The organism is Kitasatospora sp. NBC_01266, assembly GCF_036242395.1.
Lineage (GTDB): Bacteria > Actinomycetota > Actinomycetes > Streptomycetales > Streptomycetaceae > Kitasatospora.
The window spans coordinates 3056878-3076467 of record NZ_CP108458.1; the positions used below are offsets into that span (position 1 = coordinate 3056878).

Sequence of the window (19590 nt, forward strand, 5' to 3'; positions counted from 1 at the left end):
ACGGGCGGTTTCGGCAGGCCTGGCCGGAATTGGTTACCGTGCACGATGTGACTGCTGAAACGACCTCCGTTCCCGCCCGTGGTGCCATCGCTGCCGGTCTGGCGACCATCGCCGCCGACGGCACCGTTCTCGACACCTGGTTCCCCGCCCCCGCGCTGACCGACCAGCCGGGCCCCTCCGGCACCGTCCGGCTGACCGCCGAGCAGGCCGAGGCCGAGCTCGGCGCCGGTTCCGCCGCCGCGCTGCGCGTCGACGCCCGGCGTGGGGTCGAGGTCGTCGCCGTGCGCACCACGATCGGCTCGCTCGACGAGAAGCCGCTGGACGCGCACGATGTCTACCTGCGCCTGCACCTGCTGAGCCACCGGCTGGTCCAGCCGCACGGGCAGAGCCTCGACGGCATTTTCGGCCTGCTGGCGAACGTGGCCTGGACCAGCATCGGCCCCGTCCCGGTGGAGCTGGTCGAGCAGGCCAGGCTCGCGGTGCGCGCCGAGGGCGGCCAGCTGGCCGTCTACGGGATCGACAAGTTCCCGCGGATGACCGACTACGTCGCGCCGAGCGGCGTGCGGATCGCGCACGCGGACCGGGTGCGCCTGGGCGCCCACCTGGCCGCCGGCACCACGGTGATGCACGAGGGCTTCGTCAACTTCAACGCGGGCACGCTCGGCACCTCCATGGTGGAGGGCCGGATCAGCGCCGGTGTGGTGGTCGGCGACCACAGCGACATCGGCGGTGGCGCCTCGATCATGGGGACCCTCTCGGGCGGCGGCAAGCAGACCGTCTCGGTGGGCGAGCGCTGCCTGCTGGGTGCCAACGCGGGCATCGGCATCTCGCTGGGCAGCGACTGCGTGGTGGAGGCCGGCCTCTACGTGACCGCCGGCACCCGGGTCACCCTGCCGGACGGCACGGTCGCCAAGGCGGTCGAGCTCTCCGGTCAGGACAACCTGCTGTTCCGTCGGAACTCGCAGTCCGGCGCGGTCGAGGTGATCTCCCGGTCCGGTTCGTGGGGCGGCCTGAACGCCGATCTGCACGCGCACAACTGACCTCCTCCCAGGTCGATACGCTCCGGTGAGTTGATGCGTTGGCGCACGGACGCGCTGATCCGCCAACGTCTGATGGCCTGAGCTGTCGCGGGCCCCGACCGTGCTCCCCAGCACCGGCCGGGGCCCGCTGCCGTGCGGGGAGCAGGGCGCGGCGCGGTCGGCGCGATCAGGGGATCAGGGTGATCAGGGCTGGGGCATAGTGCAGCGGATCGGGGCGGGGCAAGCCCGGATCACCCGAGGGGCTGAGACACGGGGCCAGGTGGACCTCATCGGGTGGTCCGTGGTGACCCGGCGGCGCGAGGGGTCGTTGGTGTGACGGGGTCACACGCCCCGCCGACGCGTCACATCGCACTCCCGAGCTGGAGGGTCCCCCTCATGTCCGAGCCCAGGTACGAGGCGCCCGTCGCCCCGCCGCAGAACCCGGCCAAGAGCCTGCTGGACCAGATGCAGGAGCTGCTCGCCTCGGTCAACGCCGACCTGGCTGACCTGGCCGGTCTGGGCGCCGACCTCGGCCCGGCCCGCGGCTCGGAGTCGGTCATGGATGAGAGCGACGGAGAACCGCGCGGTGGACTGGAGGCATCCGGCGCCCTGGCAGCGGACCGCTCCGGTGCCGCCGAGAGCGGCAGCGCCACCGCCTGGTAACGCTGCCCGGGCGGGGTGAGGGTGATCACCAACCGCAGCTCGTCCTCGACGGGATCATCCTCAGCGGGATCGCCGTCGGTCGGCACGGCCTCCGGCCGCTCAGCGCCGGTCGCCTCGGCGGCGGGATCCACCTCCACCGACAGCTCATCAGTCGGATCGTCGGTAATCGCCGGGACCGGCAATCGACCCGACGGCCCGCCAGGCCGCCCACCGATCGACCAAGGCATCGGCTCGGCCCCGGAGCCGACCGGTGCACCCCGACCGGCCGGACCCCGCTTCACCCCCCAGCCGTCTCCCCCCGGTCCGCAGTCGGCCGAATCGGCGTCCGGCTCCTCCAGCGGCTCCACCACAGCGCGGCACCGCAGTGTCCGGAGCAACTCGATCACCAGCGCGCGGCACTCGCCACTGGCGTCAAGCCCGTCAATGGCCAGCCAGTAGACCCCCTGCGCCGCCGAATCAGTGGAGTCCGCGATGGCGACCAGTGCCTCGGCGACCTCGGCGAGCAGCAGCCGAAGCTGCTCCAGCACCGGCCCGAGCTCGCCGATCCGACTCAACCGGTCGGCCCGCCTGGCCGCCGCGCAGTCGCTGCCGTCCGGCGGGTCGGCGACTGCTTCCAGCAGCCCCACGGCGTGGCCGCCGGCCCGGCTGAGCAGCCTCGCGACCGTGGCCACCTCCTCGGCCGGATGACCGCTCAGGCGCTCGGCCAGCACCGCGATGAGCGAGGCCGTCTGCCAGGTCTCGCAGAGCACATCCGACACCGTGCGGGCCTCGGCCAGCGCGTGGCGGGTGGTCTTGATCAAACGCAGTGCGTCCATGACGGCGTCCTGCCCTTCACTCCTGACGGGGCCTCGGACCGTTCCGTTGAACGGTCCGTCAGAAGTAGAGGGTGCGACGGATGACGAGGCAGTGCAGCAAGCGGTCCTGAACCTGTGGACAACTCCGGAGCTGTGGACGGCCGGGTTACCTCGAACAGCTCAGTCCGCGGGCGCGGCAGGGAACCGCTGCTCGTTTCGTTCGATCTTCTCGTCCAGCGCCACCAGCGGATCGACCCCGACAGCCGTGCAGAACTGCAGCAGGTACGCGAGCACATCCGCCACCTCGTCGCGGACCCGGTGCGCGCTCTGCGGATCGTCCATCACCGCAGCGGCCTGCTCGGGGGTGAGCCACTGGAAGATCTCCAACAGCTCACCCGCCTCAACGGTGAGCGCCGCCGCCAGGTTCTTCGGCGTGTGGAACGGCTGCCAACGGCGCGCCGCCGCGAAGTCGCCCAACCGCTCGGCGAGTTCACCGAGTGTGGGCGGCACGACGGACCGATCGGGCTGGTCGGGCCGTCCAGCGGGGTGCGGAGCTGCGTTCTTGTTCATCTTCCCAGGTCTACCGCATCGCTCGCGCCACCCGCCGTCGCGCCGGCCAGCTGGGGTGGCACCCGGGCCGCGGACTTCAGCACGCTGTGCCCGCTCGTCGGGTCCCGTCGGCACTCCACCAGGTCGATCCCGTCGACCAGTTGAGCGGCGGTCGGATCCTGCACCGCGGCCAGCAGCCGCAGGTTGTCCTTGTCGCACATCTCCTTGGCCAGTCGAAGCAGCGAGGCGGTCTGCTCGGCGCCCAGGCCCGCGCCCAGGTCCTCGGCGAGCACGGTCAGCTGCCGGCGGGCCCACGGCACCTCGGCTGCGGGGTCGACGTCCAGGACCCCGGCCCCGGTCAGCAGCACGGCGGCGAACGCGAGCAGCCGCAGCATCCCGTCCGAGGCCTGATCGGCGCCGGTGCGCCCGAGCACCCCTTCGTCGAAGACCGCGAGCACCCGCTCCTGAGTGCCGCGCCGCGCCACGTCCAGGCCCAGCAGCGGGTGCGGCGCGGCGGCCTGCACCGCCTTGAGCAGGCGACCGTACCGGCGGGTGCACTCGCCCTGGAGGCGGGCCAGCACGGCGGAGACGTTGGCGGCGGTGGGCAGCAGCCGGACCTGCGGGTCTGGCCGGACCCAGCCGCGCATCAGCGCCGGGACCGGATGCACCGGGAACACCTCGCGCAGCGCGGTGAGTAGCTGCTCGGTGGCGGCCAGCACCTTGCGCTCACCCGGCGAGGAACCGGCCACCCGCAACGGGATCTGCGTGGTGATCAGGCTGCCGCTCGGGAAAGGGGCGCGGATGTCGCCCTGCCGGGTGTCGTTGTGCCAGCTGACGTTGACGCGGCCGCCCGCGACGTCCTGCTCGCCGGTCTCCACCAGGGTCTGCCCGTCGCAGGCGAGCCACTCGCGGGCCACCCGGACCCGTCCGTCGGTGCGGATCACCAGCTCCAGCCGGATCGGCCCGTCACAGGAGTGGACCGTGCAGCCCAGGATGATCGCGTTGCGCCCGTGCGGGACGCAGCCCAGCAGCCCACCGCGCACCGGGGCCGCCAGCGGACCGGCCAAGCCCCCGATGCCGTCCAGCGAGGGCCCGATCTCCTCGCCGAGCGCGAGCCGGGAGAGCACGGCGAGGGCGTCCAGCGCATTCGACTTGCCGACCCCCGAGGGGCCGTGCAGCACGGTGAGCGGCGAGAGCGAAAGGCCGGCGCGACGGTAGGACTTGAACGACGTGAGGCGCAGTTCCTCGACGGTCGGCCGGAGCGCCGGACGGGGCTCCGCACCGGGCAGGGCCGACGGGGTTGGGGTGGAGCGTGGAACGACTTCGCTGGTCGCTGAGTTGGTCACAGAGCTGGCTACAGAGCTGGTCACCGAGCCGACCCTACTGACGGTCGATCAGTTCACCGGCGGCAGAAACGTGCCTGCGCTCAGCGATTCATCCCAACGGGGAGTCCGACGGCCCTCGGAAGTCGGCGACCACGGCGCCTCGCACCAGGGAGCGAGCGCACCGCACCGCGCGGCCCAGATCGGCTCAGTCCCCCGCCCGCGCCACCCGCCGGTAGACCGCGACCCGCACCGACCCGGTGACCGCCACCGGTTCGGGCAGCGCGGCGAGCGCCCGCGCGATCCGGCCCGGGTCGGTGTGCCAGGCGTTCGGGCCCATCCCGACCACGGCCGCCGCGTCCCGGTGGGACAGCCGCAACTCGAACTCCACCTCACGCGCCGCGACCGGGCTGAGCCAGGGGCTGAGCTTCTCGTCGATCCGCCGTTCCTTCTCCTCGTCGACCGAGAGCAGACCCAACGTGTCGACCAGTTCGCGCAGATGGCGCGAGGTGGGCGAGACCAGCAGCAGGCTGCCGCCGGGGCGCAGCACCCGGCGGATCTCGGCACCGTTGCGCGGGGCGAAGACGTTGAGCAGCAGCTCGGCGCAGCCGTCGGCCAGCGGCAGCGGTCGCCAGGCGTCGCAGACCACGGCGCCGGCGCGCGGGTGCGCCCTGGCCGCCCGGCGCAGCGCGAACTTGGAGATGTCCAGCGCCGCGCCCACCGAGCCGGGCAGCGCGTCGAGGACCTGGGCCAGGTAGTAGCCGGTGCCGGCCCCGAGGTCGACGACCAAGCCGTCAACGCCGGCCGCCGCGTCACCCGCCGCCTCGGCGAGCGCCGCGGCGATCGGCTGGTAGTGCCCGGCGGCGAGGAAGTCGGCACGGGCCGCCACCATCTCGGCCGTGTCACCGGTGCCGGTGTGCGCGTCCCCGGGCAGCAGGCTGACGTAGCCCTGCTTGGCAAGGTCGAAGGCATGGCCGCCGGGGCAGCGCAGCGCGCGCCCGGTCGCGTCGAAGGCGAGGCCGAGGGCGCAGTGGGGGCAGGTCAGGTACCGCTCGATGTCCCGGAGCACCGCCCCACCCTAGCCGTGCCCCGGCCGGCCCCGACGTGCCTCACTCCGCGTCGGAGTCGTCCTCCCCGTCCTCGCCCGCGACCCCTTCGCCCTCGGCCTCGTCGACCACCCAGCCGTTCAGCCGTTCGGCCACCCCGTCCACGCCCAGCCTGCCTTCCCGGATCGCGCGGGCCAGACTCCGGACCTCGCGTGCGGTGGTGGCGACGTGGCAGCCGCTGGCCACCAGGTAGGCGTAGGCGACAGCGGTGGCGAAGAGTTCGTTGGTGCGTTCCAGGGCCGGGACCCGGATCAGCTGGTGCATCAGGGCCGCTGCCCGGTCCTGCGGTTCGGGGTAGACGGCGATGTCGAAGATCTCGGCGTGGTGGCGCGCGACCGCCGCGAGCAGCGACCCGTAGTCGGTCACCTGCGGGTCGCCGGGGGTGTACTGCTCGGCGGTCATGAGCAGCCAGGAGAGGTCGACCTCCAGGTTCAACGACGACCGCCCTGGCGCTCGTCGGCCGGCACCCGCTCGCCGAACTCCGCGAGGAACTCGCTCTCGTACTCCTTCATGAACTGGGCCGCCGCGTCGACGAAGCGCAGCCCGGCCTCGCCCATGTCCTGCTGGACGAGCCTCTCGATGTACTGGTTCATGCTGATCCCCTGCTGCTCCGCCCGCTCGCGGGCCATCTCGGCGGTGGTGACGTCCACCCGCACGTTGAGCTGCTTCTTACCCATGCATTCGAAGCTAGCGCTCACCTGCTAGCACCACAAGGGCGCGCGCGGAGGCCGCCCGCACGCCCCCTTCGCGCTCCCCGGGTCGCGGGCGGCCCGGGTGACTCGGAGGGTAGGGGGTATGACCTTCTCTCCCAACGATTCCCTCCCCGGCCCCTTTCAGCCGCTGGCCCGCGCGGCCTGGCAGGCGCTGCTGGCCGCAGGGCTCGCGGCTGCGGTGCTCGGGGTGCTGGTGCTCGTCTGGCCGCACGCGACGCTGATTGTCATCGGGGTGCTGTTCGGGCTGTTCCTGCTGGTCAGCGGGCTGGTGCAGCTGGTCGCCGCATTCGGTACGCACGGCAGCACGGCGCTGCGGGTGATGGCCTTCATCAGCGGGGCGCTGTCGATCGTGCTGGGGCTCTTCTGCTTCCGCGGCACGTTGGAATCGATCCTGCTGCTGGGGCTGTGGATCGGCATCGGGTGGCTGTTCCGCGGGATCACCCAGGTGGTGGCGGCGGCCCATGATCCGGGGACCCCGGCCCGCAACTGGCTGATCTTCCTCGGACTGGTCAACGTGGTGGCCGGCATCGTGCTGATCAGCTGGCCGATCAAGTCCGTCACCGTGCTCACCGTGGTCGCGGGCTGCTGGCTGCTCGCCGTCGGCCTGGTCGAGGTGGCGGCCGCACTACGGCTGCGGCACGCGGCGGGACAGCTGGGCGGGTAGCACGGCCGCGGCTGTTCCGGCCGCTCCACCGAAAAGCCGCTGGCGGTCCACCTCGGAGGTGGACCGCCAGCGGCTTTACCGGAGCGCTACGACCAGGCGTCGGCCGACTGCTCCTGGGCGACCGGCTCCAGGATCGCCACGCACTCGAAGTGGTGGGTCATCGGGAACAGGTCGAAGGCCCGCAGCGAGACCGGGCGGTAGCCGCCCTCGCTGAAGAAGGCCAGGTCACGGGCGAGCGCGGCCGGGTCGCAGGCCACGTAGGCGATCCGGCGGGCGGCCAGACCGGCCAGGTGGCGCACGGTCTCGCGGCCGGCCCCGGCGCGCGGCGGGTCCAGGACGATCAGGTCGGTGGAGGTGATCCCGGTGCGCGGCAGCAGGGTCTCCACCTTGTCGCACTCGATCCGGACGTTCTCCAGCTCGGCCAGGTTGTGCCGGGCGTCCAGCACCGCCTGCTTGGCCGACTCGATGCCCAGCACCGCGCCGTCCTCACCGACCCGGTCGGCCAGCGCGCCGGCGAACAGGCCGACCCCGCAGTACAGGTCCAGCGCGTTCTCGCCCCACTGCGGGTCGAGGCCCTCCAGCACCGCCTTGACCAGGGTCTCGGGCGCCTCGGGGTGGATCTGCCAGAAGCCGCCGTTGGAGACCCGCCAGGTCCGGCCGGCCGCCCGCTCGCGGACGAAGGTGCGTCCGTGCACCCGGTGGAACAGGTCCTGCTCGTCGATCCGGGAGATCGACACCGGCTTGTCCAGCTCGACCAGCGGCAACTGCTCACCCGGCATCGGGCGCAGGATCAGCTGGCGGTCCGAGGACCCGCTGGCGCCGATCGCCTCCACCGAGGCGAGGCCGGTCCAGTCACGGGACTCGATGCCCAGCTCGGTCACCTCCTCGGCCGCGATCAGGCAGCGGTCGATCAGCTGGACCTCGTGCGAGCGGTGCTTGCGCAGGCCGACCTGGCCGCTCTCCTGGTCCACGGTGTACTGGACCCGGGTCCGCCAGGCGGGCACCTGCCCGGCCGGCAGCTTGCCGCCGACCGGCTCGACGCTGCCGTCCCACCCCGCCTCGGCGGGGGTGAGACCGGCCAGCTTGGCCAGCTGCTCGGTCAGCACCTGCCCCTTGAGCTTGCGCTGGCCGCCCGGGCTGACGTGCTGCCAGTCGCAGCCGCCGCACTTGCCGGGACCGGCGAACGGGCAGGGCGCCTCGATCCGGTCCTTGGCCGGGGTCAGGATCTCCACGGCGTCGGCGCGCAGGAAGCGCGACTTGGTGGTGCCCTCGGTGACCTGGGCGATCACCCGCTCACCGGGCAGCGCGTGCCGCACGAAGAGCACCCGGCCCTCGTGGCGGGCCACGCAGTGCCCGCCACCGTGCGCGACCGCGCCGACCTCGACCTCGTAGCGCTCGCCGACCAGCGGATCGCCGCCGGGGCCCTTGGGTACCTGCGGCGCGGCGGTACGCGCCGCACGAGGCGGACGCGGGGCCTTCGCGGCCTTGGCGGGCTTGGCGGGCTTGGCGGCGTCCTTCTCGGTGGCCTTGGCCTTCTCCGTGGCCTTGGCCTTGCCCGTGGCCGTGGCCTTGGTCTTGGTCTTGTCGGCGGCCTTGGCCGACTTGGCGGCGCCGGGCCGCACACCGCCGACCGGCGCCGGACCGGGCTGCTCGACCCGCGGCTCGGCCGGGGCCAGCGGAGCGGTCTGCGCGGTGTAGCCGTCCCGGTCGGTGGCGGCGGGGCGGGCCTGCTTGGCCCCCCAGCGCGGCCGGGCCACCTGACCGAGCTTGCCCGGCTTGCCGGCCTTCCCTGACTTGCCGGCCTTCCCGGACTGCGCCCCCGAGCGGGACGATCCTGACTTGCCCGAGGAGCGGGGAGGGGTGTTGCGACTCACGAAGCGGTGTCCTTGCTGGGCTCGGCGGGGATTCGGCACGGCGTCGAGCAACTCGACCGGACCAGGCTTCTCGACGGAACCCGACGGTACCGTGCGCCGCCCCGCTTTGCCGCGCCTGACCGGCGCCACTCCGCCGCCCGTCGCGTGCCAGTCTGATGAACCGGATAGCGTGTCGGATGATGAACTTACGGGCAACACTCCGGTTGCCAGGCCGCTCCCGAGTCACGAGGGTGGTCCCCAGTCGCCCCGGCCAACGGGCACGGAAGGATGATGAGCGGTGTTTGCGCAGGTCAAGAACCCAACGGACCGGGTGAGGTAACACCGTGCACATCGTCATCATGGGCTGCGGGCGGGTGGGCTCCGCGCTGGCCAGAGCCCTGGAGAAGCAGGGCCACTCGGTGGCCGTGGTCGACCAGGACCCCACTGCCTTCCGTCGACTCGGCGCCGGGTTCAACGGCCGCCGGGTGACCGGCGTCGGCTTCGACCAGGACACCCTGCGCGAGGCCGGCATCGAGGAGGCGGGCGCCTTCGCAGCCGTCAGCAGCGGCGACAACTCGAACATCATCGCGGCCCGGGTGGCCCGGGAGAACTTCGGCGTCGAGCACGTGGTGGCCCGGATCTACGATCCCCGCCGCGCCGAGGTCTACCAGCGGCTGGGCATCCCGACGGTCGCCACCGTGCGGTGGACCGCCGACCAGATGCTGCGCCGGCTGCTGCCCAGCGGCGCCGAGCCGCTCTGGCAGGATCCCAGCGGCACCGTCCAGCTCGCCGAGGTGGCCTTCGCCCCGGGCTGGGTCGGCCGTCGGGTCAGCGAGCTGGAGGAGGCCTCCGGCGCCCGGGTGGCGTTCGTCACCCGGCTCGGCGAGGGCGTGCTGCCCAGCCCGCAGATGGTGGTCCAGGAAGGCGATCTGGTGCAGGTGATGCTGCGCCGGGCAGATCAGGCGACGGTCGAGGCCGCGTTCGCCAAGGGCCCGGAGGAGGGTCACTGATGCGGGTAGCGATTGCGGGAGCGGGCGCGGTCGGGCGGTCCATCGCCGGCGAGCTGCTGGAGAACGGCCACGAGGTGCTGCTCGTGGACAAGAACCCGAACTCCATCTCGGTGGAGCGGGTCCCGATGGCGGAATGGCTGCTGGCCGACGCCTGCGAGATCACCTCGCTGGACGAGGCGGCGCTGCAGCACTGCCATGTGGTGATCGCGGCGACCGGTGACGACAAGGTCAACCTGGTGGTCTCGCTGCTGGCGAAGACCGAGTACGGGGTGCCGCGGGTGGTCGCCCGGGTGAACAACCCGAAGAACGAGTGGCTCTTCAACGAGTCCTGGGGCGTGGACGTGGCCGTCTCCACCCCGCGCCTGATGTCGGCGCTGGTCGAGGAGGCGGTGAGCGTCGGCGACCTGGTCCGGCTGATGCGCTTCAGCCAGGGCAACGCCAACCTGGTCGAGCTGACCCTGGCCGCGGACACCGCACTGGTCGGCACCCGGGTCGGGGACGTCAGCTGGCCCACCGACACCGCGCTGGTGACGATCATCCGCGAGGGCCGGGTGCTGGTCCCGAGCCGGGACGACACCCTGGAGGGCGGCGACGAGCTGCTCTTCGTGGCCGCGCAGGAGCGCGAGGAGGAGCTGGAGCAGCTGCTCTCCTAGCCTGCGCCCAGCATGTGACACGTCAGGGCCCGCCTCCCGGAATCGGGGGCGGGCCCTGACGTTCGTCCCGGTCGGGCCGGAGTCACTCCTCCTCGGGCTGCTCCGCCTTGATCGGCGCCGGCGCGGTGAGCAGGATCCGCCAGGTCACGTACATCGCCAGCAGCATCGGCGGGATGCCGAGCGCGACCTTGAGCCAGCCCAGCAGGTTGACGTTGCCGGTGAAGTAGAGCGGGAAGAGGATCAGCGGCTTGATCCCCATGATCACCACCCAGGCCCAGGTGGCCTTGGTGTAGGCGGCCAGCCGCCCGGGGTTCTGGGTGCGCCAGGTGAACATCTCGCCGGTGACCGGGCCCAGTGTCAGGCCGATCAGCGGCCAGCGGACCAGTGCGGAGACGGCGAGGGCCAGCGCGTAGCCGACGTTCCAGAGCAGGCCGGGCAGGTAGAAGTCCTGCGCCTTTCCGGTGTGCATCGAGATCCACGCGCCGATCGCCACGCCGAAGACGCCGCTGAACGCGTGCTGGATGGTCTCGCGGCGCAGCAGTCGCACCACCACGAAGACCGCGCTCAGCGCGAGCGCGCCCCACGCGGCGGTGGACACCTGGTGGGTCAGGTTGTAGGTGACGATGAAGACCAGACCCGGCAGGGTCATGTCGATCATGCCGCGGACGCCGCCGAAGGCCTGGATGATCGAGTCGGCGGCCTCCTTGCGGGCCGCCTCGTCCCGGGCCGCGGCTTCGTCGCGGGCCGCGGCCTCATCGGCAGCGCCGGCTGCCTCCTCGGGATCGAACTGCTGGTTTTCAGTGATCAGTACGTGCGGGGCGGCGTGCTCGCCGCCGGGCGGATTGGTCACTGCTGTTCGCTCCCCTGTCCCACCGGACGCAACTCGTAACGAGGGTTGAAGAGCACGCGACGTCCGCGTGCCTGACTGAGCCGGCCGCAGGCGGTCAACCGGCGGCCGGGCTCTATGCCCGCGATCGAGCGGCGGCCCAGCCAGACCACGTCCAGCGCGTCCGTCCCGTCGAAGAGCTCGGCCTCCAGCGCCGGCACACCCGCCCGGGGGCGCAGCGTCACGGTGCGCAGGGTGCCGGAGACGGTGACCACCTCGCGGTCCTCCGTCTCGGCGATCGGTGTGCAGCCGAAGACCGCGGCGTCCTGACGCAGCTCCTCGGCCTGGAGCTCCTCGGGGCTGGAGGTGAGCCGGGTGAACATCCGGCGCAGCCTGCCCTGAGGCTGGTCGCTGCTGTTACCACTCATGCAGAAAGGCTACCGGCTATGACCCCGTCGGCGGGGGTGCGCACGTGTTCCGCTCCGGGTTCCGCGCAGCGGCCACCGGTCCGGTGCGGTGCGATTCGCCCGGCCGTTCGCCTCGCGGCCGCCTCAGGGTTCGAAGCGGTAGCCCATGCCCGCCTCGGTGATGAAGTGGCGCGGGTGCGAGGGGTCCACCTCCAGCTTGCGGCGCAGCTGCGCCAGGTAGACCCGCAGGTAGTTGGTCTCGGTGCGGTACGCCGGGCCCCACACCTCCTGGAGCAGCTGGGTCTGGCTGACCAGCCGGCCCGCGTTGCGCACCAGCACCTCGAGCAGGTGCCACTCGGTCGGCGTGAGCCGGATGTCGGTGCCGTCCCGGTTGACCTTCTTCGCCGCCAGGTCGACGGTGAACGCCTCGGTGGTCACCAGCGAGTCGTCCTCGCCGGCCACCGGCTCCGCCCGGCGGACCGCCGCGCGCATCCGCGCCAGCAACTCGTCCATGCCGAACGGCTTGGTCACGTAGTCGTCGGCGCCGGCATCCAACGCCTCGACCTTCTCGTCCGAGGCGTGCCGGGCCGACAGCACGATGATCGGGACCCGGGTCCAGCCGCGCAGACCCTTGATCACCTCGACCCCGTCCATGTCGGGCAGGCCGAGGTCGAGCACCACCACATCGGGGTGGCGGGCGGCGGCCAGCTCCAGAGCGCTGGCGCCGTCGTGTGCGGCGTCAACCTCGTACTTACGGGCCTTGAGGTTGATCACCAGGGCGCGGACGATCTGCGGTTCGTCGTCCACGACGAGGACCCGGGTCATGCGTGCTCCGTCTTTCGGGGGGCCTGAGAAGCGGTGGTCAGGGAAGGTTCGGCGGCGGGCGCCGGCTCGGCAGCCGACTCGACGGCCGCTGCTGCGGTGGCGTTGCCGGCCTCGGGCGGGTGGTCGACGGCGGGCAGCGAGACCACCATGGTCAGCCCACCGCCCGGAGTGTCCTCCGCCGTGAGGGTGCCGTCCATCGCCTCGACGAAGCCGCGTGCCACCGCCAGGCCGAGTCCGACACCCGCGCCGCGCGGGGCGTCGCCGTAGCGCTGGAAGGGCGCGAAGATCTTCTCCTTGGCCTCCTCGGGCACCCCCGGCCCCCGGTCGACCACCCGTAGCTCGACCCGGCCCGCACCGGCCGCCGCCTCCAGCGCATCCGCCTTGACCAGCACCTTCACGTCCGGCGGGCTGTACTTGACGGCGTTCTCGATCAGGTTGGCCAGCGCCCGCTCGAGCAGCCCGGCGTCGGCCGGGACCATCGGCAGGTACTCCGGCACCTCCAGGCGCACCGACTCCAGCGGGACCCCGCCGAGTGCGTAGGGCACCACCTCGTCCAGGTCCACCGCCCGGATCAGCGGGGTGACCGTGCCGGTCTGCAGTCGGCTCATGTCCAGCAGGTTGTTGATCAGGTGATCGAGCCGATCGGCGCCCGCCTCGATACCCGCGAGCAGCTCCTGCTCGTCGGCCTCGCTCCACTGGACGTCGTCGGCGCGCAGCGAGGAGACGCTGGCCTTGATCCCGGCCAGCGGGGTGCGCAGATCGTGCGAGACGGCGGCCAGCAGGGCGGTGCGGATCCGGTTGCCCTCGGCCTGCCGACGGGCCGCGGCCGCCTCCTTGGCCAGCCGGCGGCGCTCCAGCAGCACCGAGGCCTGCGCGGCGAAGGCACCGAGCAGCCGACGGTCAGCGGCCGGCAGCACCCGGCCGGAGAGCACCAGCGCCAGGTGTTCACCGACCGGCACATCCACATCCCCGTCGTCCGGCCGGGTCGGCGGGTTGTTGCCGACGAAGGCGGTGCAGGTCCACGGCGCGTGCTCGTCGGCGCGCTCCAGCAGAGCCGCCGCGTCCTGCCCGAAGGTCTCCCTGATCTGCTCCAGCAGGGCGGTCAGGCCCTCACCGGTGGGCGCCCGCAGCACGGTGCCGGCCAGCGTGCTCAGGGTCTGCGCCTCGGTCTGGCTGCGGGCCGCCTCATGGGTGCGCCGGGCGGCCACGTCCACCACGGTGGCCACCGCGATGCCGACGGCCGTGAAGATCCCCACCGCCAGGATGTTCTGCGGATCGGAGATGGTCAGCTTGTGGATCGGCGGGGTGAAGTAGTAGTTCAGCGCGGTGGAGCCGACCAGCGCCGCGGCGATCGCCGGGAAGAGCCCGCCGATCAGTGCCGCACCGATCGTCACCGAGAAGAAGAGCAGCATGTCGGTGGGCAGCGCGGTGTCGTTCAGCTGGGTGAGCAGCACCGCGAGCAGCGGCGGTCCGACCACACCGATGAGCCAGCCGGCGATCGCCCGAGGTCGCCCCAGATCGGTGACCTTGCGGATCGGCAGCCGTCGGCGCCGCCCGTGGGCCACATGCTCGTGGGTGACGATGTGCACGTCGATGTCACCCGCGTCGCGGGCCACCGTGGAGCCGACGCCCGGGCCGTAGATGTACTCCCAGGCCTTGCGGCGGCTGGAGCCCAGCACGATCTGGGTGGCGTTCACGCCCCGCGCGAAGTCCAGCAGCGCCTGGGCCGGCTCGTCGCCGAGCACGGAGTGGAAGCTGCCGCCCAGGCTCTCGAGCAGCGCCCGCTGCTCGATCAGGGTCTGCGGGGAGCCGCCGTTCGCCAGGCCGTCCGAGCGCGAGATGTGCACCGCGAGCAGCTCGCTGCCCGAGCCCTTGGCGGCGATCCGCGCCGCCCGGCGGATCAGCGTGGCCCCCTCGGGGCCACCGGTCAGGCCGACCACGATCCGCTCGCGGGCCTGCCAGGTGCTGTCTATGCCCTGCTCGGCACGGTAGGTCTGCAGGTACTCGTCGACCCGGTCGGCGGTCCACAGCAGCGCCAGCTCGCGCAGAGCGGTCAGGTTGCCGGGGCGGAAGTAGTTGGAGAGCGCGGCGTTGATCTTCTCCGGCGCGTACACGTTGCCGTGTGCGAGTCGGCGGCGCAGCGCCTGGGGCGACATGTCGACCAGCTCGATCTGGTCGGCCCGCCGGACCACCTCGTCGGGCACCGTCTCGCGCTGACGCACGCCGGTGATGCCCTCGACCACGTCACCCAGCGACTCCAGGTGCTGGATGTTGACGGTGGAGATGACGTCGATGCCGGCCGCCAGCAGTTCCTCGACGTCCTGCCAGCGCTTGGCGTTGCGGCAGCCGGGGACGTTGGTGTGGGCCAGCTCGTCGATCAGCGCGACCTGCGGTCGACGGGCCAGCACCGCGTCCAGGTCCAGCTCGGTGAACTCCGCGCCCCGATGCTCCATCACCCGCCGCGGCACCGCCTCCAGGCCGTGCAGCAGCTCGGCGGTGTTCGACCGGTTGTGGTGCTCGACGAAGCCGATCACCACATCCGTGCCGCGCCCCAGCCGACGGTGCGCCTCGCAGAGCATCGCGTACGTCTTCCCCACCCCGGGGGCCGCCCCGAGGTAGATCCGCAGCCTTCCGCGTGCCATGCGTCCCATTCTTGATCGAGCCTGTCGCGGGGACCACCCCCGGACACCTGTTCGCGCAGACGAGACTACGGGAGGGGCGGGCCCACGCCTTCGATCGGGCTGGTCGGAAGGCAGATTTAGCGGCATCTTGACGACACTTCGCGGCCCTGGACCAGGCGTTCTTCGCCCGCTGGGGCACTCCTCGGTCACTCGACGATATGACCGTCCCGCAGCTCCACGACCTGGTCCGCCAGCTCCATCAACTGCGGGTCGTGCGTGGCCACGAGGGCGGTCACTCCCTCACTGCGCACCACCGCGCGCAGCAGCTCCATCACCGAGCGCCCGGTTTCCGAGTCGAGCTGGCCGGTCGGCTCGTCGGCGATGATCAGGGCCGGCTCGTTCGCCAGCGCCCGGGCGATGGCGACCCGCTGCTGCTGGCCGCCGGACAGCTCGGTGGGCCGCTGGTCGGCATGCTCGGCCAGACCGACCAGGGCGAGCAGGGTCGCCACCCGCTCCTCACGCTGCGCGGTGGGCACCTTGCGCAGCCGCATCGGTACCCCGACGTTCTCGGCCGCGCTCAGGATCGGGATCAGCCCGAAGGACTGGAAGACGAACCCGATCCGCTCCCGCCGCATGGCCAGTCGCCCAGCCTCGTCCAGCCCCGCCAGGTCCGCGCCGTCCAGCATGATCCGCCCCGAGGTGGGCGCGTCCAGGCCGCCGACCAGGTTGAGCAGCGTCGTCTTGCCGGACCCGGAGCGGCCGCGGAGCGCGGTCAGCTCACCGCGCCTGGCACTGAACGACACCCCGCGCAGGGCGTGGACGGCGGTTGTACCGCTGCCGAAGCTGCGCCAGACGTCGGTCACCTCGATCATCGGCGCGAGGGTGCCGGTCGCGGACTCACTGTTGCTGTTGATGTTGCTGCCGGTGGCGGTGCCGGCGCCCTGCTGCTCGCTCACGTGGAGTCCCCCCGCGTTGCCCTGCTTGCTGATGTCAGTGGGGAGAACGGTAACGCCAGCCGGGCGGTTCATGAAGGCGCCGGCGCCGACTCTCGTGCCGCCCGCCCCGCCCCGCCCGCCCGCTTCGCACCGCGACGACGCTGTGCCGGAAAAGGCCGGAAACGCAGAAAAGCCCCCCATCCGTTCCCGGATGGGGGGCTTTTCTAGAAGAATTGTTCGGCGGCGTCCTACTCTCCCACAGGGTCCCCCCTGCAGTACCATCGGCGCTATGAGGCTTAGCTTCCGGGTTCGGAATGTAACCGGGCGTTTCCCTCACGCTATGACCACCGAAACACTATGAAACTGTCAACCGCACCACACCGTGACCTGGCGTGGGGTCGTTGTTTCAGAACAACACAGTGGACGCGAGCAACTGAGGACAAGCCCTCGGCCTATTAGTACCGGTCAGCTCCACCCCTTACGAGGCTTCCACATCCGGCCTATCAACCCAGTCGTCTACTGGGAGCCTTACCCTCTCAAGGAGGTGGGAGTGCTCATCTCGAAGCAGGCTTCCCGCTTAGATGCTTTCAGCGGTTATCCCTCCCGAACGTAGCCAACCAGCCATGCCCTTGGCAGGACAACTGGCACACCAGAGGTTCGTCCGTCCCGGTCCTCTCGTACTAGGGACAGCCCTTCTCAACACTCCTACGCGCACAGCGGATAGGGACCGAACTGTCTCACGACGTTCTAAACCCAGCTCGCGTACCGCTTTAATGGGCGAACAGCCCAACCCTTGGGACCTACTCCAGCCCCAGGATGCGACGAGCCGACATCGAGGTGCCAAACCATCCCGTCGATATGGACTCTTGGGGAAGATCAGCCTGTTATCCCCGGGGTACCTTTTATCCGTTGAGCGACGGCGCTTCCACAAGCCACCGCCGGATCACTAGTCCCTGCTTTCGCACCTGCTCGACCCGTCGGTCTCACAGTCAAGCTCCCTTGTGCACTTACACTCAACACCTGATTGCCAACCAGGCTGAGGGAACCTTTGGGCGCCTCCGTTACTCTTTAGGAGGCAACCGCCCCAGTTAAACTACCCACCAGACACTGTCCCTGATCCGGATCACGGACCCAGGTTAGACATCCAGCACGACCAGAGTGGTATTTCAACGACGACTCCACAACAACTGGCGTTGCTGCTTCAAAGTCTCCCACCTATCCTACACAAGCCGAACCGAACACCAATATCAAGCTATAGTAAAGGTCCCGGGGTCTTTCCGTCCTGCTGCGCGAAACGAGCATCTTTACTCGTAATGCAATTTCACCGGGCCTATGGTTGAGACAGTCGAGAAGTCGTTACGCCATTCGTGCAGGTCGGAACTTACCCGACAAGGAATTTCGCTACCTTAGGATGGTTATAGTTACCACCGCCGTTTACTGGCGCTTAAGTTCTCAGCTTCGCCCTGACGAATCAGAGCTAACCGGTCCCCTTAACGTTCCAGCACCGGGCAGGCGTCAGTCCGTATACATCGCCTTACGGCTTCGCACGGACCTGTGTTTTTAGTAAACAGTCGCTTCTCGCTGGTCTCTGCGGCCACCCCCAGCTCAGAGAGCAAGTCTCATCACCAGGAATGGCCCCCCTTCTCCCGAAGTTACGGGGGCATTTTGCCGAGTTCCTTAACCATAGTTCACCCGAACGCCTCGGTATTCTCTACCTGACCACCTGAGTCGGTTTGGGGTACGGGCCGCCATGAAACTCGCTAGAGGCTTTTCTCGACAGCATAGGATCATCCACTTCACCACAATCGGCTCGGCATCAGGTCTCAGCCTTAATGAGTGACGGATTTGCCTATCACTCGGCCTACACCCTTACCCCGGGACTACCACCGCCCGGGCTGGACTACCTTCCTGCGTCACCCCATCGCTCACCTACTACCCTGTTGGATCAGCGGCTCCACCACGTCCCTTTGTCCGAAGACTCCGGGCCGGCTTCACGGCTTTAGCATTCAGAGGTTCAGCGTTGGCGCTTCAAAGCGGGTACGGGAATATCAACCCGTTGTCCATCGACTACGCCTGTCGGCCTCGCCTTAGGTCCCGACTTACCCTGGGCAGATCAGCTTGACCCAGGAACCCTTGGTCAATCGGCGCAAGAGTTTCCCACTCTTGTATCGCTACTCATGCCTGCATTCTCACTCGTATCCCGTCCACGACTCGATTCCTCGGCCGCTTCACCCGGAACACGACGCTCCCCTACCCATCCACAGCGTCGTTGGACGTATTCTGTGAATGACACGACTTCGGTGGTGTGCTTGAGCCCCGCTACATTGTCGGCGCGGAATCACTTGACCAGTGAGCTATTACGCACTCTTTCAAGGGTGGCTGCTTCTAAGCCAACCTCCTGGTTGTCTCTGCGACTCCACATCCTTTCCCACTTAGCACACGCTTAGGGACCTTAGTCGGTGTTCTGGGCTGTTTCCCTCTCGACCATGGAGCTTATCCCCCACAGTCTCACTGCCACGCTCTCACTTACCGGCATTCGGAGTTTGGCTAAGGTCAGTAACCCGGTGAGGCCCATCGCCTATCCAGTGCTCTACCTCCGGCAAGAAACACGTGACGCTGCACCTAAATGCATTTCGGGGAGAACCAGCTATCACGGAGTTTGATTGGCCTTTCACCCCTAACCACAGGTCATCCCCCAGGTTTTCAACCCTGGTGGGTTCGGTCCTCCACGCGGTCTTACCCGCGCTTCAACCTGCCCATGGCTAGATCACTCCGCTTCGGGTCTTGGGCATGCAACTCAAACGCCCTATTCGGACTCGCTTTCGCTACGGCTACCCCACACGGGTTAACCTCGCTACACACCGCAAACTCGCAGGCTCATTCTTCAAAAGGCACGCAGTCACGGCCCGCCAGCAAGCTGACGAACGACGCTCCCACGGCTTGTAGGCACACGGTTTCAGGTACTATTTCACTCCGCTCCCGCGGTACTTTTCACCATTCCCTCACGGTACTATCCGCTATCGGTCACCAGGGAATATTTAGGCTTAGCGGGTGGTCCCGCCAGATTCACACGGAATTTCTCGGGCTCCGTGCTACTTGGGAGAAGCTCAAGTGAGCCGCTAATGTTTCGTCTACGGGGGTCTTACCCTCTACGCCGGACCTTTCGCATGTCCTTCGACTACACCAACGGTTTCTGACTCACCCAGCCGCCGGCAGACGACTGAAGAACTTTCCCACGACCCCGAAATGGCAACCCCTGCCGGGTCTCACACCACTCCGGTTTAGCCTCATCCGGTTTCGCTCGCCACTACTCCCGGAATCACGGTTGTTTTCTCTTCCTGCGGGTACTGAGATGTTTCACTTCCCCGCGTTCCCTCCACATACCCTATGTGTTCAGGTATGGGTGACAGCCCATGACGACTGCCGGGTTTCCCCATTCGGACACCCCCGGATCAAAGCTCGGTTGACAGCTCCCCGGGGCCTATCGCGGCCTCCCACGTCCTTCATCGGTTCCTGGTGCCAAGGCATCCACCGTGCGCCCTTAAAAACTTGGCCACAGATGCTCGCGTCCACTGTGCAGTTCTCAAACAACGACCAGACACCCACCCTCAACACCCCAACAGGGCGCCT

At 69.6% G+C, this 19590-nt stretch carries 16 protein-coding genes and 2 rRNA genes; 4 read left to right on the forward strand and 14 right to left on the reverse strand.

The window, feature by feature from the left end:
- The first annotated feature begins 47 nt into the window (after positions 1-47).
- Positions 48-1040, forward strand: coding sequence for a 2,3,4,5-tetrahydropyridine-2,6-dicarboxylate N-succinyltransferase (gene dapD, locus OG403_RS12970; RefSeq protein ID WP_329564217.1), 993 nt, complete (start codon positions 48-50; stop codon positions 1038-1040).
- A 341-nt stretch (positions 1041-1381) separates the two neighbouring features.
- Here dapD and OG403_RS12975 read toward each other — a convergent pair whose 3' ends face one another.
- From OG403_RS12975 to OG403_RS13000, 6 genes are all read right to left on the reverse strand, one after another.
- Positions 1382-2497 carry a DUF6099 family protein gene (locus tag OG403_RS12975; RefSeq protein WP_329564219.1) on the reverse strand — a complete coding sequence of 372 codons (1116 nt, stop codon included), beginning with the start codon at positions 2495-2497 and terminating at the stop codon, positions 1382-1384.
- 159 nt (positions 2498-2656) lie between these two features.
- Positions 2657-3046 carry a nucleotide pyrophosphohydrolase gene (locus OG403_RS12980; protein ID WP_329564220.1) on the reverse strand — a complete coding sequence of 130 codons (390 nt, stop codon included), beginning with the start codon at positions 3044-3046 and terminating at the stop codon, positions 2657-2659.
- A complete protein-coding gene (locus tag OG403_RS12985) occupies positions 3043-4395 on the reverse strand; it encodes an AAA family ATPase (RefSeq protein WP_329564221.1) in 1353 nt (450 codons plus the stop codon). Before OG403_RS12985 ends, OG403_RS12980 begins: the two co-directional genes overlap by 4 nt.
- A 160-nt stretch (positions 4396-4555) precedes the next feature.
- Entirely contained in the window at positions 4556-5416 is an 861-nt protein-coding gene (locus OG403_RS12990) for a putative RNA methyltransferase (protein ID WP_329564223.1), read from the reverse strand.
- Positions 5417-5456: 40 nt separating this feature from the next.
- Positions 5457-5888, reverse strand: coding sequence for a fic family toxin-antitoxin system, toxin component (locus tag OG403_RS12995; RefSeq protein WP_329564224.1), 432 nt, complete (start codon positions 5886-5888; stop codon positions 5457-5459).
- Positions 5885-6130 (reverse strand): toxin-antitoxin system HicB family antitoxin, encoded by a 246-nt coding sequence (locus OG403_RS13000; protein ID WP_280690419.1) that lies wholly within the window; start codon positions 6128-6130, stop codon positions 5885-5887. The genes OG403_RS12995 and OG403_RS13000 overlap by 4 nt, the downstream gene beginning before the upstream one ends.
- Before the next feature lie 118 nt (positions 6131-6248).
- On the opposite strand from OG403_RS13000, the gene OG403_RS13005 reads away from it, so the two are divergent.
- A complete protein-coding gene (locus OG403_RS13005; RefSeq protein ID WP_329564227.1) occupies positions 6249-6830 on the forward strand; it encodes an HdeD family acid-resistance protein in 582 nt (193 codons plus the stop codon).
- An 86-nt stretch (positions 6831-6916) separates the two neighbouring features.
- Here OG403_RS13005 and OG403_RS13010 read toward each other — a convergent pair whose 3' ends face one another.
- Complete coding sequence (locus tag OG403_RS13010) at positions 6917-8236, reverse strand: class I SAM-dependent RNA methyltransferase (protein WP_329572282.1); 1320 nt, start codon at positions 8234-8236, stop codon at positions 6917-6919.
- Between the two features lie 791 nt (positions 8237-9027).
- Here OG403_RS13010 and OG403_RS13015 point away from each other — a divergent pair.
- On the forward strand, positions 9028-9693 hold the full coding sequence (locus OG403_RS13015; RefSeq protein WP_329564229.1) for a potassium channel family protein: 666 nt from the start codon (positions 9028-9030) through the stop codon (positions 9691-9693).
- Positions 9693-10346: a potassium channel family protein gene (locus OG403_RS13020; protein ID WP_329564231.1), complete on the forward strand. Its 654-nt coding sequence runs from the start codon at positions 9693-9695 to the stop codon at positions 10344-10346. The genes OG403_RS13015 and OG403_RS13020 overlap by 1 nt, the downstream gene beginning before the upstream one ends.
- An 82-nt stretch (positions 10347-10428) precedes the next feature.
- Here the strand turns inward: OG403_RS13020 and OG403_RS13025 are convergent, their stop codons facing one another.
- The 7 genes from OG403_RS13025 to OG403_RS13055 all read right to left on the reverse strand — a co-directional run bounded on the left by OG403_RS13025 (position 10429) and on the right by OG403_RS13055 (position 19515).
- Entirely contained in the window at positions 10429-11196 is a 768-nt protein-coding gene (locus tag OG403_RS13025) for a DUF3159 domain-containing protein (protein WP_329564232.1), read from the reverse strand.
- Positions 11193-11600, reverse strand: coding sequence for an OB-fold nucleic acid binding domain-containing protein (locus OG403_RS13030; protein ID WP_329564234.1), 408 nt, complete (start codon positions 11598-11600; stop codon positions 11193-11195). Before OG403_RS13030 ends, OG403_RS13025 begins: the two co-directional genes overlap by 4 nt.
- Before the next feature lie 123 nt (positions 11601-11723).
- A complete protein-coding gene (locus tag OG403_RS13035; protein ID WP_327069175.1) occupies positions 11724-12404 on the reverse strand; it encodes a response regulator in 681 nt (226 codons plus the stop codon).
- Positions 12401-15046: a sensor histidine kinase KdpD gene (locus OG403_RS13040; RefSeq protein WP_329564236.1), complete on the reverse strand. Its 2646-nt coding sequence runs from the start codon at positions 15044-15046 to the stop codon at positions 12401-12403. The genes OG403_RS13035 and OG403_RS13040 overlap by 4 nt, the downstream gene beginning before the upstream one ends.
- 185 nt (positions 15047-15231) lie before the next feature.
- The gene (locus OG403_RS13045; protein ID WP_329572284.1) at positions 15232-15897 is read right to left on the reverse strand and encodes an ABC transporter ATP-binding protein; all 666 of its coding nucleotides are present in this window, start codon (positions 15895-15897) and stop codon (positions 15232-15234) included.
- 298 nt (positions 15898-16195) lie between these two features.
- Positions 16196-16312: ribosomal RNA gene (gene rrf / locus OG403_RS13050) — 5S ribosomal RNA — on the reverse strand.
- Positions 16313-16395: 83 nt separating this feature from the next.
- Positions 16396-19515, reverse strand: a 23S ribosomal RNA gene (locus OG403_RS13055).
- Between the last annotated feature and the right edge of the window lie 75 nt (positions 19516-19590).